The organism is Staphylococcus sp. HMSC065D05 (genome assembly GCF_001813195.1).
Classification (GTDB): Bacteria; Bacillota; Bacilli; order Staphylococcales; family Staphylococcaceae; genus Staphylococcus; species Staphylococcus epidermidis.
On sequence record NZ_KV811716.1, the window covers coordinates 13,460 to 29,704 of the forward strand.

The 16,245-nt window shown below is 32.6% G+C and carries 15 protein-coding genes; 2 read left to right on the forward strand and 13 right to left on the reverse strand.

Annotated features, from left to right (window positions below; all coding sequences use genetic code 11):
- Nucleotides 1–183 precede the first annotated feature (183 nt).
- Nucleotides 184–1,842, reverse strand: coding sequence for a fatty acid kinase catalytic subunit FakA (gene fakA / locus HMPREF2897_RS00100; RefSeq protein WP_002446265.1), 1,659 nt, complete (start codon nt 1,840–1,842; stop codon nt 184–186).
- Between the two features lie 14 nt (nt 1,843–1,856).
- Nucleotides 1,857–2,231 carry an Asp23/Gls24 family envelope stress response protein gene (locus HMPREF2897_RS00105; RefSeq protein ID WP_001830156.1) on the reverse strand — a complete coding sequence of 125 codons (375 nt, stop codon included), beginning with the start codon at nt 2,229–2,231 and terminating at the stop codon, nt 1,857–1,859.
- 357 nt (nt 2,232–2,588) lie between these two features.
- Between HMPREF2897_RS00105 and rpmB the strand changes: the two genes are divergently transcribed.
- Entirely contained in the window at nt 2,589–2,777 is a 189-nt protein-coding gene (gene rpmB / locus HMPREF2897_RS00110) for a 50S ribosomal protein L28 (protein ID WP_001830107.1), read from the forward strand.
- Between the two features lie 83 nt (nt 2,778–2,860).
- On the opposite strand, the gene HMPREF2897_RS00115 is transcribed toward rpmB, so the two are convergent.
- The 9 genes from HMPREF2897_RS00115 to HMPREF2897_RS00155 all read right to left on the reverse strand — a co-directional run bounded on the left by HMPREF2897_RS00115 (nt 2,861) and on the right by HMPREF2897_RS00155 (nt 11,890).
- Nucleotides 2,861–3,496: a thiamine diphosphokinase gene (locus HMPREF2897_RS00115; protein ID WP_002446263.1), complete on the reverse strand. Its 636-nt coding sequence runs from the start codon at nt 3,494–3,496 to the stop codon at nt 2,861–2,863.
- Between the two features lie 4 nt (nt 3,497–3,500).
- Nucleotides 3,501–4,145: a ribulose-phosphate 3-epimerase gene (rpe, locus tag HMPREF2897_RS00120; RefSeq protein WP_002446262.1), complete on the reverse strand. Its 645-nt coding sequence runs from the start codon at nt 4,143–4,145 to the stop codon at nt 3,501–3,503.
- Nucleotides 4,146–5,021, reverse strand: coding sequence for a ribosome small subunit-dependent GTPase A (gene rsgA, locus HMPREF2897_RS00125; RefSeq protein WP_002475099.1), 876 nt, complete (start codon nt 5,019–5,021; stop codon nt 4,146–4,148). It abuts the gene before it with no gap.
- A gap of 307 nt (nt 5,022–5,328) precedes the next feature.
- Nucleotides 5,329–7,329 (reverse strand): Stk1 family PASTA domain-containing Ser/Thr kinase, encoded by a 2,001-nt coding sequence (pknB, locus tag HMPREF2897_RS00130; RefSeq protein ID WP_070592394.1) that lies wholly within the window; start codon nt 7,327–7,329, stop codon nt 5,329–5,331.
- Entirely contained in the window at nt 7,326–8,069 is a 744-nt protein-coding gene (locus tag HMPREF2897_RS00135; protein WP_002446259.1) for a Stp1/IreP family PP2C-type Ser/Thr phosphatase, read from the reverse strand. The genes pknB and HMPREF2897_RS00135 overlap by 4 nt, the downstream gene beginning before the upstream one ends.
- Before the next feature lie 6 nt (nt 8,070–8,075).
- Nucleotides 8,076–9,170 carry a dual-specificity RNA methyltransferase RlmN gene (rlmN, locus tag HMPREF2897_RS00140; protein ID WP_002446258.1) on the reverse strand — a complete coding sequence of 365 codons (1,095 nt, stop codon included), beginning with the start codon at nt 9,168–9,170 and terminating at the stop codon, nt 8,076–8,078.
- Between the two features lie 2 nt (nt 9,171–9,172).
- Nucleotides 9,173–10,480: a 16S rRNA (cytosine(967)-C(5))-methyltransferase RsmB gene (gene rsmB, locus HMPREF2897_RS00145; protein ID WP_002446257.1), complete on the reverse strand. Its 1,308-nt coding sequence runs from the start codon at nt 10,478–10,480 to the stop codon at nt 9,173–9,175.
- Complete coding sequence (gene fmt / locus HMPREF2897_RS00150) at nt 10,477–11,409, reverse strand: methionyl-tRNA formyltransferase (protein WP_002446256.1); 933 nt, start codon at nt 11,407–11,409, stop codon at nt 10,477–10,479. Before fmt ends, rsmB begins: the two co-directional genes overlap by 4 nt.
- Complete coding sequence (locus HMPREF2897_RS00155; protein ID WP_070592396.1) at nt 11,402–11,890, reverse strand: peptide deformylase; 489 nt, start codon at nt 11,888–11,890, stop codon at nt 11,402–11,404. Before HMPREF2897_RS00155 ends, fmt begins: the two co-directional genes overlap by 8 nt.
- A gap of 221 nt (nt 11,891–12,111) precedes the next feature.
- Between HMPREF2897_RS00155 and HMPREF2897_RS00160 the strand changes: the two genes are divergently transcribed.
- The gene (locus HMPREF2897_RS00160) at nt 12,112–12,315 is read left to right on the forward strand and encodes a TM2 domain-containing protein (protein ID WP_001830141.1); all 204 of its coding nucleotides are present in this window, start codon (nt 12,112–12,114) and stop codon (nt 12,313–12,315) included.
- 105 nt (nt 12,316–12,420) lie between these two features.
- On the opposite strand, the gene priA is transcribed toward HMPREF2897_RS00160, so the two are convergent.
- A complete protein-coding gene (priA, locus tag HMPREF2897_RS00165; protein ID WP_002446254.1) occupies nt 12,421–14,829 on the reverse strand; it encodes a primosomal protein N' in 2,409 nt (802 codons plus the stop codon).
- Nucleotides 14,830–14,831: 2 nt separating this feature from the next.
- Complete coding sequence (gene coaBC / locus HMPREF2897_RS00170; protein WP_070592398.1) at nt 14,832–16,028, reverse strand: bifunctional phosphopantothenoylcysteine decarboxylase/phosphopantothenate--cysteine ligase CoaBC; 1,197 nt, start codon at nt 16,026–16,028, stop codon at nt 14,832–14,834.
- Between the last annotated feature and the right edge of the window lie 217 nt (nt 16,029–16,245).

Sequence of the window (16,245 nt, forward strand, 5' to 3'; positions counted from 1 at the left end):
TCATTATCTTTAATCTCAACATCTATTTTACCATGTTCAATTGATTAATTTGCGTTTCACGGGTTAATTATATCAACACTTCACTATTAAAATTCTCATTATATATAAAAATAACGATTAGTGATTTAAATTCACTAACCGTTATTCCGACTATTTATTATCAAAAGGTAAATAGTATTTCATTTATTCTACTGCGAAGAAATACTGATAAATAGGCTGTCCACCTTCGTGTTGTTCTACTTCTACATCAGGGTACTCCGATTCAATCCAATCAATGATTTGGTTTGTAATTGAATTATCGGCATCTTCGCCTGAAATCATTGTTAAAATTTCGCTATCTTCATTAAGTAGTTTGCTGAGTAGACCTTTAACTGCATGAAATTGATTAAAGTCACTTATAACAATTTTATCTTCAGCTAGACCCATGAATTCATCTTTCTTGATTTCAATACCGTCTATTTTAGTATCTCTAACTGCAAAAGTAATTGAACCAGATTGAACAGTTTCCAAAGCATCATTCATGTGGCTTTTATTATCTTCTAAATTAGATTCTTGATCATATTGGAATAAGGCTGATATTCCCTGTGGAATCGATTTAGTAGGAATCACTACAGTTTCAGCTTCTACAATACTAGCCGCTTGTTCACTGGCCATCATAATATTTTTATTGTTTGGTAAGATAATTGCACGTTTACATTGTGATTGTTCAATAACCTTAACTATATCTTCAGTAGAAGGGTTCATTGTTTGCCCACCACTAATAATGTGCGTTGCTCCCATAGATTTAAATAATTCAGCAATCCCATCGCCTACAGAAATTGTAACAATAGCTGTTTCAACTGTTTTGGATTCATTAGTTGCTTTATTTTGAATTCCATCTTGTTCCTTACGAATAACTTCACGATGTTGTTCACGCATGTTTTCTACTTTAAGTTTAATTAGCTCACCATATTTTTGACCATAATTAAATACATCCCCCGGATGTTCTGTATGTACGTGCACTTTAACAATTTCATCATCATTAATTACTAATAACGAATCACCGAATTCACTCATATCATTACGAAATTCTTGCTCGTCAAATGCTTTTTTATTTTTACCAAATCGAACCATCATTTCCGTACAATAACCGTAAACAATGTCCTCTGTATTAATAACCCCATGAAAATCATGATCGTCATTAACAAATGATTCAGTATCAAGTTTAGGTGCTTGTGCTTCTACTTTTTCGCCTTTGAGACCCTTTAAGAAGCCTTCATAAACGCATAATAAACCTTTACCACCACTATCAACAACGCCTACTTCTTTAAGTACTGCTAATAAATTAGGCGTATTATCTAAAGACTCGCTTGCAGCTTCAATCACGTGTACCATTAAATCAACGCAATCTTCAGCTTGATCCACGTAATCCATTGCGGCTTTTGCTGCATCTTTGGCTACTGTTAAAATCGTCCCCTCTACCGGTTTCATAACTGCCTTATAAGCTGTTTCAACTCCAGCTTGAAAACTCTCAGCAAACTGTTGCACGCTTATTTCTTTTTCTCCTTCAATATTCTTACAAAAACCTCTGAATAATTGAGAAAGAATAACACCTGAATTACCACGAGCTCCCATAAGTAATCCTTTTGAAAATGTTTTACCTAACTCTCCAATATTTTGAGATAAATTATTTTCGACTTCCTCACGACCAGAAGTAATAGTTAAATTCATATTTGTCCCTGTATCTCCATCTGGAACAGGATAGACGTTTAATGAATCCACTAAGTCTGCATTATTTGATAAATTTTGTGCCCCTTGTATAATCATATCGGCAAATAATTTACCATTTATTTTGCTAATCATTTCACGTTGTCCTCCTAAACCTTTTTCACTGTCTCATTTACACGTACACCTTGTACGAAAATATTTATTGAATTTACTTTCACATTTAGTGTTTTTTCTAAAGTATATTTAACAGTTGATTGAAGATTGCTTGCTACTTCAGAAATTTTCACACCATAGCTCACGATGATATACATATCTACATCAATAATTCCGTTGTCTTCTCTAACTTTAATGCCTTTAGCATAGTTATCGTGTCCAAGGATTTCAGCGATACCATCTCTAACTTGTTGTCTTGATGCCATACCAACAATTCCATAACTTTCAACGGCTTTGCCACCAACTACTGATGCAATTACATCATTTGAAATATCAATTTTACCGTAGTCATTTGAAATTTCTAATGTCATATCTGTTCCTCCTGAAAATTTCAGAATTTTATTTTTAAAGCGTTGTGCCTAGGTTATTTTATTAATGCCTTAAATACTTTAAAAATCAAATCATTGTTGATGCTTTAAATTAATAAAATTTGTATTTTTAAAAATTAGGTTTACTTTGTTTGTAAATTTATCTAATTAATTTAACTGTTTCTTTACAGTATCATACTATATAACTCCACATCACACAATTATAGCATAATAAATTGCATTTTATTGTAATTTTTATAATTTATAAAAGTCTTTATTGCCGACAATCTCATTATGTGTTATCTTATTAAAGTATATAAGTAGTAGTGTGTATTTATATTTATTAAAGGAGGTACTTTCATGGGTAAACAATGTTTCGTAACAGGTCGTAAAGCTTCGACTGGTAATCATCGTTCACACGCTTTAAATGCGAATAAACGCAGATGGAACGCTAACCTTCAAAAAGTTAGAATCCTTGTAGACGGCAAACCTAAGAAAGTTTGGGTTTCTGCACGTGCTTTAAAATCTGGTAAAGTTACTAGAGTTTAATAAATATAATGCACATAATAAAAATATCCTTATGTGGAGGATAAATTTTAAGACCTTAAAGGTGAGCCCTTTAAGGTCTTTTTTTAGTCACGACTACGTATTTTTAAAATTGATCCTTGTTCAACTCGAATGATTGCTTCATTATCCATTACCTCATTTGAAATTGTGAGTGTAGAGCCTAAATTTAAGTGTTCTTGATTTAAATTATATTTGAACCCCTGTAAAGTTAATATAGCTTTATCGTTGAGAGGGATAAACGATATATATGGATAATTACTATCTCTGTTGATTACATACTTACCTTCACCTAATAATTGAATATGATTTTGTTGATCAATGACTTTTATTTTTATAGACTGATGTAAGTATTGAGGTTTTTGTAAAATTTGAAGCACACCCATAAAGTGATCTAACCGACCGCCTGTTGCACCATAAATAGTAATTTCTGTGTATCCTCTTTCAACTGCTTGAGCTACTCCTAAAGCTAAATCAGTATCATCTTTTTCAGCTTCAACCGGTTCGATATGAAGATTTTGCATCAACATCAAACGTTCTTCGTCATTCACTGAGTCAAAATCACCTACAGAAAATATAGGTTGAATACCTTGTTTTACGAGTATAAGCGCACCTCTATCAATACCTGCCCAATTAGAATCTTTTTCTTTTTCGAAAATATGATTAGGTAACAAACGCTGAGAACATAATAAATTAATCTTCACATTATCATTCCTTTAATAAAGATGTTACTTTTGCATAATCCTCTTGTTTAAAGAAGTATGAACCAGTGACTAACATTGTAGCACCCTGTTCTACACATCGTTTACTCGTTTGATCGTTAATTCCTCCATCTACCTCAATATCAAAAGTTAAATGATTTTCATGTTTGAGTTGATTTAATTGCTCAATCTTAGTCACGCATTGTTCTATGAATGTTTGTCCGCCAAAACCAGGATTTACAGTCATTACTAAAACATAATCAACAATACTCAATATAGGTAAAATTGTTTCTACAGATGTTCCGGGATTGATGACGACACCTGCTTTTTTCCCTAATTGTTTAATTTGTTCAATTGCCCTATGTATATGTGTTGTCGCCTCAACATGGACTGAAATCATATCAGCACCATGTTCAGCAAAAAGATTAATATAATTTTCAGGTTGTTCAATCATTAAATGAACATCTATTGGCAAATGAGATTGTTGTCTAACAGCATCCAATATTGGAATACCAATTGAAATATTAGGGACAAATTTACCGTCCATCACATCAAAGTGTAATCCGTCTACCTTGGCTGCTTCTAACAATTGAAGTTCTTCTTTTAAATTTAAAAAATCTATAGATAAAAGTGATGGTAAAATTTTAACCATTTAGTATCGAACCTTTCTATTGGAAATTTCATTATATAATTGCTGATAATGATCATATCTAAATTGTGGAATTTCTCCTTTTTCAACGAGTGTCTTAACATGACACTGTGGTTCTTTTATATGATTACAATTACGAAACTTACATTGCTCTCCTGCTTCATGAATATCTATAAAAAAATCTTTTAGTTGCTCTTTTTCAATATGATTAAAATCTAACGCGCTAAACCCCGGTGTATCAGCGATGTAACCACCTTTTCTATCGTATAATTCGACATGTCTTGTAGTGTGTTTACCCCTATTCAATGACTTAGAAATATCATTAGTTTCTAATTTCAACTGAGGCTGATAACTATTTAAAAAAGTAGATTTCCCCACTCCAGATTGGCCACTTAATACTATTAAACCGTCAGACCATTCATCAACAGTAGCAGTATAATTACTATCTTTTCCAATAAACTGCGTAGCATATCCTATTTTTTGATATAGTTTTATTGTATCTTTGATTTTTAGAATTTCTTGTTCAGAAGCTAAATCATGTTTAGTGATTAAAATTCTAGGTTTGAGATGATAAGAATGAGCAATCACTAAATAGCGATCTAATAATTGTGTTGAAAATTCAGGCTCGACTGCACTCATTACTATCACTAACTCGTCAATATTACTTACTGGTGGTCGTTTTAGTTCATTATTTCGGTCATGTACATGATGAATATAGCCCTCTTTCGTATTTTGAACTTCAAAATCTACGATATCGCCCACCACAGGTGAAAACTTCTTTTTTCTGAATAAACCACGTGGTTTGGTATCAAATCTCTCACCTTCTACATCTACTTGATACACACCACTGATTAGTTTAACGATTCGACCAGTCTTCAAAAAGACACCTCTCATTTATGTTTTATTATTCATATTATATCAAAATACTAGTACTTATAATATAACAACTCAATCCGAGCTCATTATTTACTTACTAGTATATTGTTTTCAATAAATTTTTAAAGACAAATTGTCTCACATTAATAAAACGAGCCTGCAACATATGTATTCATATGTACAGACTCTTCATCTTTTTTAAGGATTTTTCATTTTAATTAGATAATCATTCAAAATTATCTCTATTATAATCATCATTAAAAAGTTACACTACAAATTTATTATCTACTTCCCATTAGTTGTTACTCATTTAGCCGTCATAGCTCACATCTTTATCAGCTACAATTTTATTATCAACTCTTATGGTGTAGCCAGCGTCACTTCCTTTTTTTATTTTTAAAGGAATATTAATTGTCTTATCACTTTTAATATTAAACGTTTGAACTGCTGAATCACCTTTGTTATCAATATCACGAATAAATACTTCTACTTTTTGACTTTTATTTTTTTTACCGGTATACGGTACTTTAACAGTCTCATTTTTAGTCGTTGTATCCTTGTCCTCCTCATCATCTTCATCAGACTTTTCTCCTTTAGAAACTACTAATAGTATAGTAGAACCTTCATCAACAGTTTTATCCTTTGGAGATTGAGAAATGACATTACCTTTTTCGACATCATCGTTGTTTTCTTTTGTCACTTGAACTTTAAATCCTTTATCTTCAAGTTCTTTTTTTGCTGACTCATATGACTTATTTTCATAATTGTTGACATATACTTGTCGAACACCTAATGATTCATAAATTGTAATATGATGATTATTAACGGAAACTTCACTATTAGCTACAACACTTTGTTCAGAAATTAATCCTTTTTCATATGTTTGACTATAAGCTTGCTCAACGTGAATATCTTTAAATCCGATAGCCTTTAATTTTTTTAGCGCATCATTTTTCGACATACCTAAAACATTTGGCATCTTAACCTTCTCTGGTCCTTTGGATAGAACGATATCAACTCTATCCCCTTGTTCGACGCGTTCTCCACTATCTGGATTTGTTTTAATAATTTGGTTTTCAGGATATTTATCACTATAATTTCTTGATATGTCACCTACTTTTAGGTGATGACTATCTAATACCTTTTCAGCTTGTTTTTCAGTTTTCCCTTTAAGATCAGGCATTTCTTCATATTTATTTCCAAAAACAGCCATAGCTACAAAAGAAAATAAACCAATTAATAATATTACAAAAATGATTGATAAAATTGCAATTTTCATTTTAGAACGTTTTTTGTCGCTTTTTTGATAATAACGTGGTTCAGACGATTGAAATTCTTGTTGTTTTATTGAATCATTAACAATAGGTATTTGCATGGTTTTATTAAGGTCATTTTGATTTTGTTCATCATAGATTTTATGATTCAAATCATCTTTAGTGAGTGGTACAGTTTTAGTTTTATCTAGTTCGTATTTTTCTTCATTCAAACGATTCTCATGTAACGCACTTGTTAAATCGTCACACATTTCTTGAACAGTATGATAGCGATGATATTTATCTTTCTCTGTTGCACGTAAAACGACATTACTCAATGATTGAGGTACATCATCTCTTTTATCCGTTGTAATATTTGGGATGCTATCTTGAATATGCTTTATAGCAATACTCACTGCAGTCTCTCCATTGAATGGTGGCTCTTCAACTAACATCTCATATAATACAATACCAATTGAATATATGTCAGTACTTTCATCAGTAGCTTCGCCTTTAGCCTGTTCAGGTGATAAATATTGAACGGTTCCTAGAACATGATTCGTTTGAGTCAGCGACGTTTCACTCAATGCTTTAGCAATACCAAAATCAAAAATTTGTAATTTTTTATTCTTATCAATTAATATATTCTGTGGTTTAATATCTCGATGAACAATTCTCATGTCATGCGCATGTTTGATTCCACTCAAAATTTGTTCTGTAAACTGAATAGCAGTTTCTACACTAAGTGGACCATGACTGTGTATATATTCCGCTAAAGTAGGACCTTCTATGTATTCCATAACAATATAAAAACAATCATCTTCCTCATCTACATCAATCATACTGACTATATTCTCATGAGAAAGTTGTGAAGAATTATGTACTTCTCTTTCAAAACGTTTAAATGTCTCTTCTTTTTCACTTGGAGGAATCGAAATCGCTTTAATAGCAACTTTTCTGTTAAGTATTGAATCTTCAGCTAAGTAGACAATACTCATCCCACCACCACCGAGTTTATCGGTTATAGTATAGCGTTCATTTATGACTTTACCTATCATACTTTATCACCTTCTAACTTTAAAAGGATAAAGCTGACATTATCTTTTGAATCATGAGCAAGCGCTAAGTCCAATAACTCATTACCATGTACGTCTAATGAACTATTTGAACTTAGTAATTCTTGGATTTCATAATCTCTGACATAATCAGTAAGTCCGTCAGAGTTCAAAAGAAGATAATCATAAAAATGAGTTCTCTTGATAAACAAATCTGGAGAAACACGTTTATCTGTTCCCATGACTTTAGTAATAATATTACGTTGTGGATGATGAAATGCTTCATCTTTAGTAATTTGCCCTGTCATTACTAAGTGATTAACAAATGAATGGTCGCTCGTAATTTGATCCATCTGTCTCTGATTAATTACATAAGCGCGCGAATCTCCTACATTTGCTACAACAACTTGTTTATCATAAATGATGGCACAAACGAGCGTTGTACCCATACCTCTGTACTCTTCATTTTCTTGAGCATAGTTGTACAGCTGAAAATTGATTTCTTTAATGTTCGAACGCAACCACGATTCAGCACGATTTATTTCAATTAGATTTTCTTCTTCAAAACGCTTTTGAAGTTCATAAGTGACAAACTGACTAGCTATTTCTCCAGCTTGATGTCCACCCATGCCATCGCATAATACTAGCATTTGTTGCTGTGTTTGATTGTAAAATATACCGCCAGCGTCCTCGTTTTTCTCACGATGTTGCCCAGTATCAGTGAAAAATTGTGCGTTTAACATATGTCTTTACCTCGTTTCTACTTGTCGTTCCTTCGCTCTTAATTGTCCACATGCAGCATCAATATCTGACCCTTGCTCACGTCTAATTGTAGCATTAATTCCTAATCTCTTTAATTCCTTCTCGAATTTAAAAATATCATCTTTTGGTGTCTTTACATAATTTCTTTCAGGGACATGGTTAACTGGTATTAAATTAACGTGGCAATTGAGATCCTTAATTAAATGTGCCAAATCCCTCGCATGTTCAAGTTGGTCATTAACACCACCAAATAATCCATATTCAAAAGTAACACGGCGATTTGTCTTTTCTTGATAATAACGAATAGCTTCCATTAACTTATCAACATTATAAGCACGATTGATAGGCATTAATCTTGATCTTATTTCGTCTTTAGCGCCATGAAGACTCACAGCAAAATTTATTTGTATATCTTCTTCGGCAAAATCATAAATTCTTGGAATAATTCCTGATGTAGATACAGTAATATGACGTGCACCAATATTTAAACTGTTATCATCATTAACAATTCTTAAGAAATCCATCATTTCATCGTAATTCTCGAAAGGTTCACCTATGCCCATAATGACAATTTGTGATACACGCTCATTCGTTTCGTCTAGTGCCTTTTGTACAGTTAATACTTGGGAGACAATCTCTCCTGCTTCTAAATTACGCTTTAATCCGCCCAAAGTAGAAGCACAAAACGTACAACCAATTCTACATCCTACTTGTGTTGTAACACAGACAGAATTTCCATATTCATGTCTCATTAAAACAGTTTCAATAGTATAACCATCTTGTAATTCAAATAAAAACTTGATTGTTCCATCTTTGCTTTCTTGTTTAACAACAGTGGTCAATGTCGTCATTGCAAAATGATCTTTAAGAATTTGACGTAACTCTTTAGACAGGTTAGTCATTTCATCAATAGTATTTACACGCTTTTGGTATAACCATTCAAAAATTTGTTTTGCTCTAAATTTTTGTTGTCCATGATCAATAAGCCATTGTTGCATCTCGTCATACCTTAAGGAGTAGATTGATTGTTTTTCGAAATTAGGCAAGAATTTGTTTTTCTTCTTTTTTTCTGCAGTTATCATTTCTAACTTTCCTTTCTTTTTATCTTGCTAATAAAGAATCCATCAGAATTAAAATCTTGTGGAAGTATCTGTAACGTTTTAACTTGTTCACCAGTTACTGGATTTTGGATTGGTTCAAATTCAAAATCTTTATGTCTCTTTAAAAAAGTATAGATGACATTTTCGTTTTCCATTTGTTCTATTGTACATGTTGAATACACTATTGTACCACCAGGTTTAATATTATCTTTAACATTTTCTAAAATTTGTAATTGTAATTCTACTAAAGACTTAATACTATTTTGTGATTGACTATATTTAATTTCAGGTTTGTGTCTAAGAACACCTAAACCACTACACGGTGCATCAACAAGAATCTTATCATACATTTTATCGTATACTTCTGTGGCATCATGTTGAAAAGCCTTGATATTATTCAATTTCAATTTTTTAATATTTTGTTTAATAAGATTTATTTTATGTTCATGAATATCTGTTGCATCGACGTGACCTTCTGGTGACAGAATTTCTGCCATATGACAAGCTTTACCACCAGGTGCGCTACACGCATCTAAAACTTTGTCATCACGCCCTAGGTTCATTACATAAGCTACCATCATTGAACTTTTATCTTGAATAGAGATATAACCTTCTTTAAAAGCGTTTGAATTAACCACAGGCAAGCCTGATATATGAAGACAAAATGGTAACATATCGTCTTTTTTAACATGGTAACCTTCCTGTTCTAACTTAGAGATAATTGAATCAATAGAACCACGAGATATATTGGCACGCACGGTTGTAGCTACAGGCTCTAAAAAAGATTGTGCAATGTTTTCAGTTTTTTCTATTCCAAAATGCGTCACCCAATGATCAACAATCCATTTGGGAAGACTGTATTGAATTGCAATTCTTTTTTTAGTATCATCTATATCTTCAAAGCTTGGTAATTCAGTGCGCATTACTGTTCGTAATATACCATTGACTATATTCCCTGTGTGATAGCCACCGCGTTTCTTTGCTATATCTACCGCTTCATGAATAATAGCATGGTTAGGTATTTTATCTAAATATAAATATTGATATAAACTCATCCACAGTAATTGTCGTACCCATGATTTGATTTTAGTTTTGATAAAAGGCTTAAGTAGATAATCTAACGTGTATTTTCTTTTTAGTGTTCCATATACTAATTCTGTGAACAAATTTTTATCTACTGTATTAATGTTATTTGTAGATAGAACCTCATTAATTTTTAAATTACTATAAGCACCTTTATTTAAGACGTCATTGATTGTTTCTAATGCATATGTTCGCACTGATTTCATCATAATAGAACTTTCCCAACTAACGACTCTTGTACACCACTTAAATAATCAGTAACTTTCATGCGTTTTTTTCCTGCAGGTTGAATCTCAGTAAGTGCGATCGCATCATCAGAACCAGTAGCTATGATGAGTTCATGCTTAGTAGCTTCAATAATTGTTCCTGGATTACCTTTTTTCCCTTTCACAATGAAAGCGCTAAATAATTTGAGATTCTTTTCGTTCATAGTTGTATAAGCTACTGGCCAAGGAGATAGTCCTCTAATATGGTTATGAATTGCTTGTGCACTCATATTCCAATCAATTCTCTCGTCTTCACGACGAATATTAGATGCAAATGTTGCAAGTGCATCATCTTGGGGGATGCTGTCATTGGTATTATCAATGATACTAGGAAGTGTCTTCTTTAATAATTCGGCACCTAAAAAGCTTAATTTATCATGCATTGTACCAACATTATCTTCTTCTTCAATACGAATTGATTGTTGCGAGATGATATTACCTGCATCAAGTTTTTTAACCATATACATAATCGTGATTCCAGTTTCTTCCTCACCATCAATGATAGCCTGATGTATAGGTGCTCCTCCTCTATACTTAGGTAACAATGATGCATGGACGTTAATAGCTCCTAATTTAGGTGCATTGAGTAAGGACTCTGGTAATAGTTGACCGAACGCAGCCGTTACTATTAAATCTGATTCTAAAGAAAGTAACACGTCTAATTCTTGAGAATCTTTAAGTTTTTCAGGCTGGTATACCGGTATTTGATGCTTTGTAGCTACTCTTTTTACTGGTGGTGGTGTCATCACTTTCTTACGTCCTACTGGTCTATCAGGTTGTGTCACTACAGCGATAACTTCATGCTCAGCAATTAACATCTCTAAAACTTTCGTTGAAAAATCAGGTGTTCCCATAAAAATGATTTTACTCATTGTCAAAATACGCCTCCACTTCAGTTTCATTTAATATATGATGTGCTCTTTTGGTAAATTGAATTCCATTAAGATGATCAATCATATGTAAAATCATGCGTGCGATATCATCATATGCAGTTAATTCAACTGCATTTCCATTGATATCATAGCTTTGTACAGTGATCATTTTGCTACGTTTAACTTCTCCATATATATGAGGTAAACTGATTGAGCCTTCTAAGTCAGAAACAGTCTCTTGAGATTGACTTTTAACGCCAGGATTAATAAGTTGTAATAACCCTTCTTGTTCCATATCGATGAGTGCAACACTTTGATCTACTCCAATTTGAGGTGCACTAATTGCAGCGGCTTCCTCATGATATAATGTATCTTCCAAATCTTCCAATAACACTTTTAGTTTTTGATCATACGTGCTTACAGGTTGAATCGTTTTATTCAAAATAGGATGTGTTGATTTTACTAATTTCTTTACAGTCATCACTTAGGCTCCTCATTAAAATTCATCATATCATTATAACTTACTTAGTATGAAATTGCGACCTTTCAAAGTAAGCTTATATCTTTATCTCCTCTTCGTTCACCTCATACTTTAGAATGAAATATCAAAGTTATAAAGTAAAACAATTGCTTAATTTTGATTAAATTATAAAATAAGAAATGTAAGATATATAAAGCATTATGCTAAAGGAGTTGATATAAATGGAAGTTAATAAAGTCATTTATATTTTATTAGCAGTCTTTCTTGGTAGTTTTGGCATCCATAAATTTTATGCTGGCAAACCAATTCAAGGATTATTGCATATTCTATTTTGTTGGACTGCTATCCCGCATGTGTTAGCAATTATTAGTGCAGTTTTAACATTATTCAAACCTGCCGATGCTAACGGGAATGTCAGAATGTAAATCAATTGAATATCCATATGGCGCACTTAGTTTGATTTATAAGAACAGCCTCAAAAAACATCTAAAGTGATGGATTTTGAGGCTTTTTGATGTTTGACACTTCATTCACATCATCATTTGTGGATTAATATCAATTTTTAATGATAGTTTATCCTTTACATATTGATCATGATAATAATCATCTAAATATTGTAACGCTTGATGTAATTGAGGCTCACTCTTATATTTTACTAGTATTTGAAAACGATATTCATTGTTAATTCTTGCTAGTGCTGCTGGTGAAGGACCTAGCACGAATGCTTTTTCACTTAAGTGCTGTACTAAAATTTGATGAATATGCTTAGAAGCCACCATGACCTTTTTTATATCTGTATGTGAAATGGTAAAGTTAATCAAGAAATAGTAAGGTGGATATTTTCCTAATTTTCGATAATTCATTTCTTTTTGATAAAAAGAGAGATAATCGTTTAATTTCACATCCTTTATTGAATAATGATCAGGATTGTACGTTTGTATGATAACTTGGCCTTCTTTTTCATGACGACCTGCGCGTCCAGATACCTGAGTTAAAAGTTGGTATGTTCGTTCACTGGCACGAAAGTCAGGTAAATTTAACATAGTGTCAGCATTGAGCACACCAACTAGAGTAATGTTAGGATAATCCAAACCTTTAGCAATCATTTGCGTACCTAATAAGATATCTCCTTTTCCTGCTTCAAAGTCATTTAACAATTTCTCATGTGCACCTTTTCTTGAAGTTGTATCAACATCCATCCTTATAATACGAGCTTGAGGGAATTCTTGTTGTAATAATTCTTCTACACGTTGCGTTCCAGTTCCGACTTGTCTGATATGATCACTTTCACAATTTGGACATCGAGAAGGTGGATTTTCTTGATAACCACAGTAATGACATTTTAATTGATCGGTTGTTTTATGATATGTTAACGAAATATCACAATGGGGGCATTGGGGAACGTATCCACAATCTCTGCATAACATAAATGAAGCATATCCCCTTCTATTTAAGAATAGTACTATTTGTTCTTTTTTATCCAACCGTTCTTGTATCGCTTGTCTTAGTGCTATAGAAAACATGGAACGGTTACCTTCACTCAATTCTTCTCTCATATCTATAATATCAATATGCGGTAACGCTTGTTGATTGACTCTATGTGGCAATGACAACAATTCATAAACATTTTTTTCTGCTCTAGCATATGATTCAAGGCTAGGTGTTGCGCTACCTAAAACGACAGGACAATGATGAAATTGACTTCTCCATTGTGCAATATCACGCGCATGATATCTGGGATAATCTTCTTGTTTATATGTAGATTCATGTTCTTCATCAATAATAATGATGCCTAAATTTTTAAACGGTGCGAAAATACTTGAACGAGCACCTACACTCACTCGAGCTCGACCGTCTCTAATTTTTTGCCACTCATCATAACGTTCACCTTTTGAAAGTCCGGAATGTAATACCGCTACATCATCTCCAAATCGACGTTTAAATCTTAGCACCATCTGAGGTGTTAAGGCGATTTCCGGCACTAACATCATGGCTTCTTTACCTTTATTAAGAACTTCCTCTATTGTTTGAAGATAGACTTCGGTTTTACCTGAACCTGTGACTCCGTGTAATAAAAATGTTCTTTCTTTTTCATCATGAATATAATGTTTAATAGCTTCAAATGCATCTTGCTGTTCTTTAGTTAATATCCTCTTTTGTTCTTGTTCAAATATACGATTTGCATAAGGATCTCTAAAAACCTCGGCGGTATATTTTTCAATATAACCTTTTTTGATTAAAGAATCTAAACTCGAGTGAGAGAAACCCATATCATTGATTTCTTTTAAAAACACTGTTCGATGAGACTCTTCTAATAAAAATGCATACAAATCATATTGTTTTGTATATTTCTCGAGTTTTGCAAGTACTTCATCACCATTCAACGTATTAACTACGCCAACAGCTTTTTGAGTTTTCTTTTTTGTGTTTTGAGAAAGTATCGTGATCTCTTCAATCAATCCTTGATTTAACAAAGTCAACATTTCTTCTAAATCATTGTTTTGCTGAGCTTCTTTATATAAGTAATAACCGTCATTGTTAAATAGCGCTCTGGTTTTTGAAGATATATTTTTTGTATCGATGATTGAAAAAGCTTTCTTATACTTTGCTTTAATGGCACTTGGCAACATCGCTTCTAAAACAGAAATACGTTTCATCACATGATAATGGCTCATCCATTCGCTTAATTGAATCAGTTCGGATGTTAATTCAGGTTTAATATCACGCACTTCTTTTATTTCTTTTAGTTTTGATATATCCATATTTCCATCTGGTTCTTGTTGAATATTCATGACGTATCCTTGTATAGTTCTAGGACCAAAAGGTACCACAACACGAACGCCTATTTGAATTACACGTTCTAAATTTTTAGGAACAATATAATCAAATTTAAAATCGACACTTTTCGACGGAATATCAACAATTACTTTTGCAATCATTACTACCACCTAGTTTCTAAAATTTCTATAATTTGATGTGCTAAAGCTGATTTTTTCCCTTTCTTAATATTTACTTTTTCATTATTTTTAAAATGCATAGTTAATTCATTGTCATCTGAACTAAAGCCTATTGATGTATCACCTACATTGTTCGAAATGATAACATCTGCATTTTTTCTTTTGAGTTTGTCTAGAGCATACTGTTCAATATTTTGTGTTTCAGCAGCAAAACCAACAAGATATTGGTGCGTTTTATTTTCTCCTAAGTATTTTAAAATATCCTTAGTACGCTTAAATTGAACAGATAATCCTCCTTCTTGTTTTTTTAATTTATGTTCAAGTATGTCCATTGGTGTATAGTCAGACACCGCCGCTGCTTTAATCACTATATCTTGTTTCGCAAAGCGTTCGGTTACAGCTTGAAACATATCCTCTGCACTCTCAACTTTAACAACATTAATCCCTTCCGGTAGAGATAAGTGGGTAGGACCACTAATTAAAGTTACGATTGCCCCCTTATCTCGTAATGCTTCAGCTATAGCATATCCCATTTTTCCTGATGAACGATTTGATACGTATCGAACTGGATCAATAACTTCAACTGTAGGCCCAGCGGTAACTAATGCGTGCTTTCCGTAAAAAGAGCTTTTTACAACATTCTCCTGTTGAGTAAAAAATTTATTAATAACAGATAGGATTTGCATGGGTTCTTCCATTCGTCCTTTTGCTACATAACCGCATGCTAAATAGCCACTACCAGGTTCAATAAAATAATATCCGTCTTGACTTAGCACTTTCATATTATGCTTAGTACGCGGATTGTTATACATATTTACATTCATTGCGGGTGCAACGAATTTTGGTGTTGTTGTAGCAAGTAATGTAGAAGTAATTAAATCATCAGCAATTCCAACACTTAATTTTGCGATAGTATTAGCAGTTGCTGGCGCGACTATAATCGCATCTGCCCAGTCTCCTAATGATACATGTTGAATCTCTTCAGGATTTTCTTCTTTAAATGTATTTGTGTAAACAGGATTTCTACTGATTGCTTGAAAAGCTAGTGGAGTAACAAACTCTTGAGCATGATCAGATAGCATAACTCTTACATCATAGCCGGATTGTATTAATTTACTTGTTAAATCAATTGCTTTATATGCTGCGATACCGCCTGTAACAGCTAATAAAATATGTTTCATTATTTATATTCTCCTTTAATACTTTATCGATACGCCTAAATTAGAAATGGAACGGAATAATTTAGTTATGTGTTATCTATTAATTATCAAATTTAAAGGCAACTTTGGCTATGCAAAAGCGCATCCTTCGTAAAAAGAGAGCGGAATAGAATTCATAATAAATTCATTATCCCACCCTGTCGCAATATGACTTTAAATAGAGAATCTAACAAAATTT

Bases quoted from the DNA above. Each gene is read 5' to 3' on its own strand.
- HMPREF2897_RS00160 (WP_001830141.1), top strand. From the start codon at position 12,112: ATGGAAGTTAATAAAGTCATTTATATTTTATTAGCAGTCTTTCTTGGT.
- priA (WP_002446254.1), bottom strand. From the start codon at position 14,829: ATGATTGCAAAAGTAATTGTTGATATTCCGTCGAAAAGTGTCGATTTT.
- HMPREF2897_RS00135 (WP_002446259.1), bottom strand. From the start codon at position 8,069: ATGTTAAACGCACAATTTTTCACTGATACTGGGCAACATCGTGAGAAA.
- HMPREF2897_RS00105 (WP_001830156.1), bottom strand. From the start codon at position 2,231: ATGACATTAGAAATTTCAAATGACTACGGTAAAATTGATATTTCAAAT.
- rsmB (WP_002446257.1), bottom strand. From the start codon at position 10,480: ATGATGAAATCAGTGCGAACATATGCATTAGAAACAATCAATGACGTC.
- coaBC (WP_070592398.1), bottom strand. From the start codon at position 16,028: ATGAAACATATTTTATTAGCTGTTACAGGCGGTATCGCAGCATATAAA.
- fmt (WP_002446256.1), bottom strand. From the start codon at position 11,409: ATGAGTAAAATCATTTTTATGGGAACACCTGATTTTTCAACGAAAGTT.
- rpmB (WP_001830107.1), top strand. From the start codon at position 2,589: ATGGGTAAACAATGTTTCGTAACAGGTCGTAAAGCTTCGACTGGTAAT.
- pknB (WP_070592394.1), bottom strand. From the start codon at position 7,329: ATGATAGGTAAAGTCATAAATGAACGCTATACTATAACCGATAAACTC.
- rpe (WP_002446262.1), bottom strand. From the start codon at position 4,145: ATGGTTAAAATTTTACCATCACTTTTATCTATAGATTTTTTAAATTTA.
- HMPREF2897_RS00155 (WP_070592396.1), bottom strand. From the start codon at position 11,890: ATGACTGTAAAGAAATTAGTAAAATCAACACATCCTATTTTGAATAAA.
- fakA (WP_002446265.1), bottom strand. From the start codon at position 1,842: ATGATTAGCAAAATAAATGGTAAATTATTTGCCGATATGATTATACAA.
- rlmN (WP_002446258.1), bottom strand. From the start codon at position 9,170: ATGATAACTGCAGAAAAAAAGAAGAAAAACAAATTCTTGCCTAATTTC.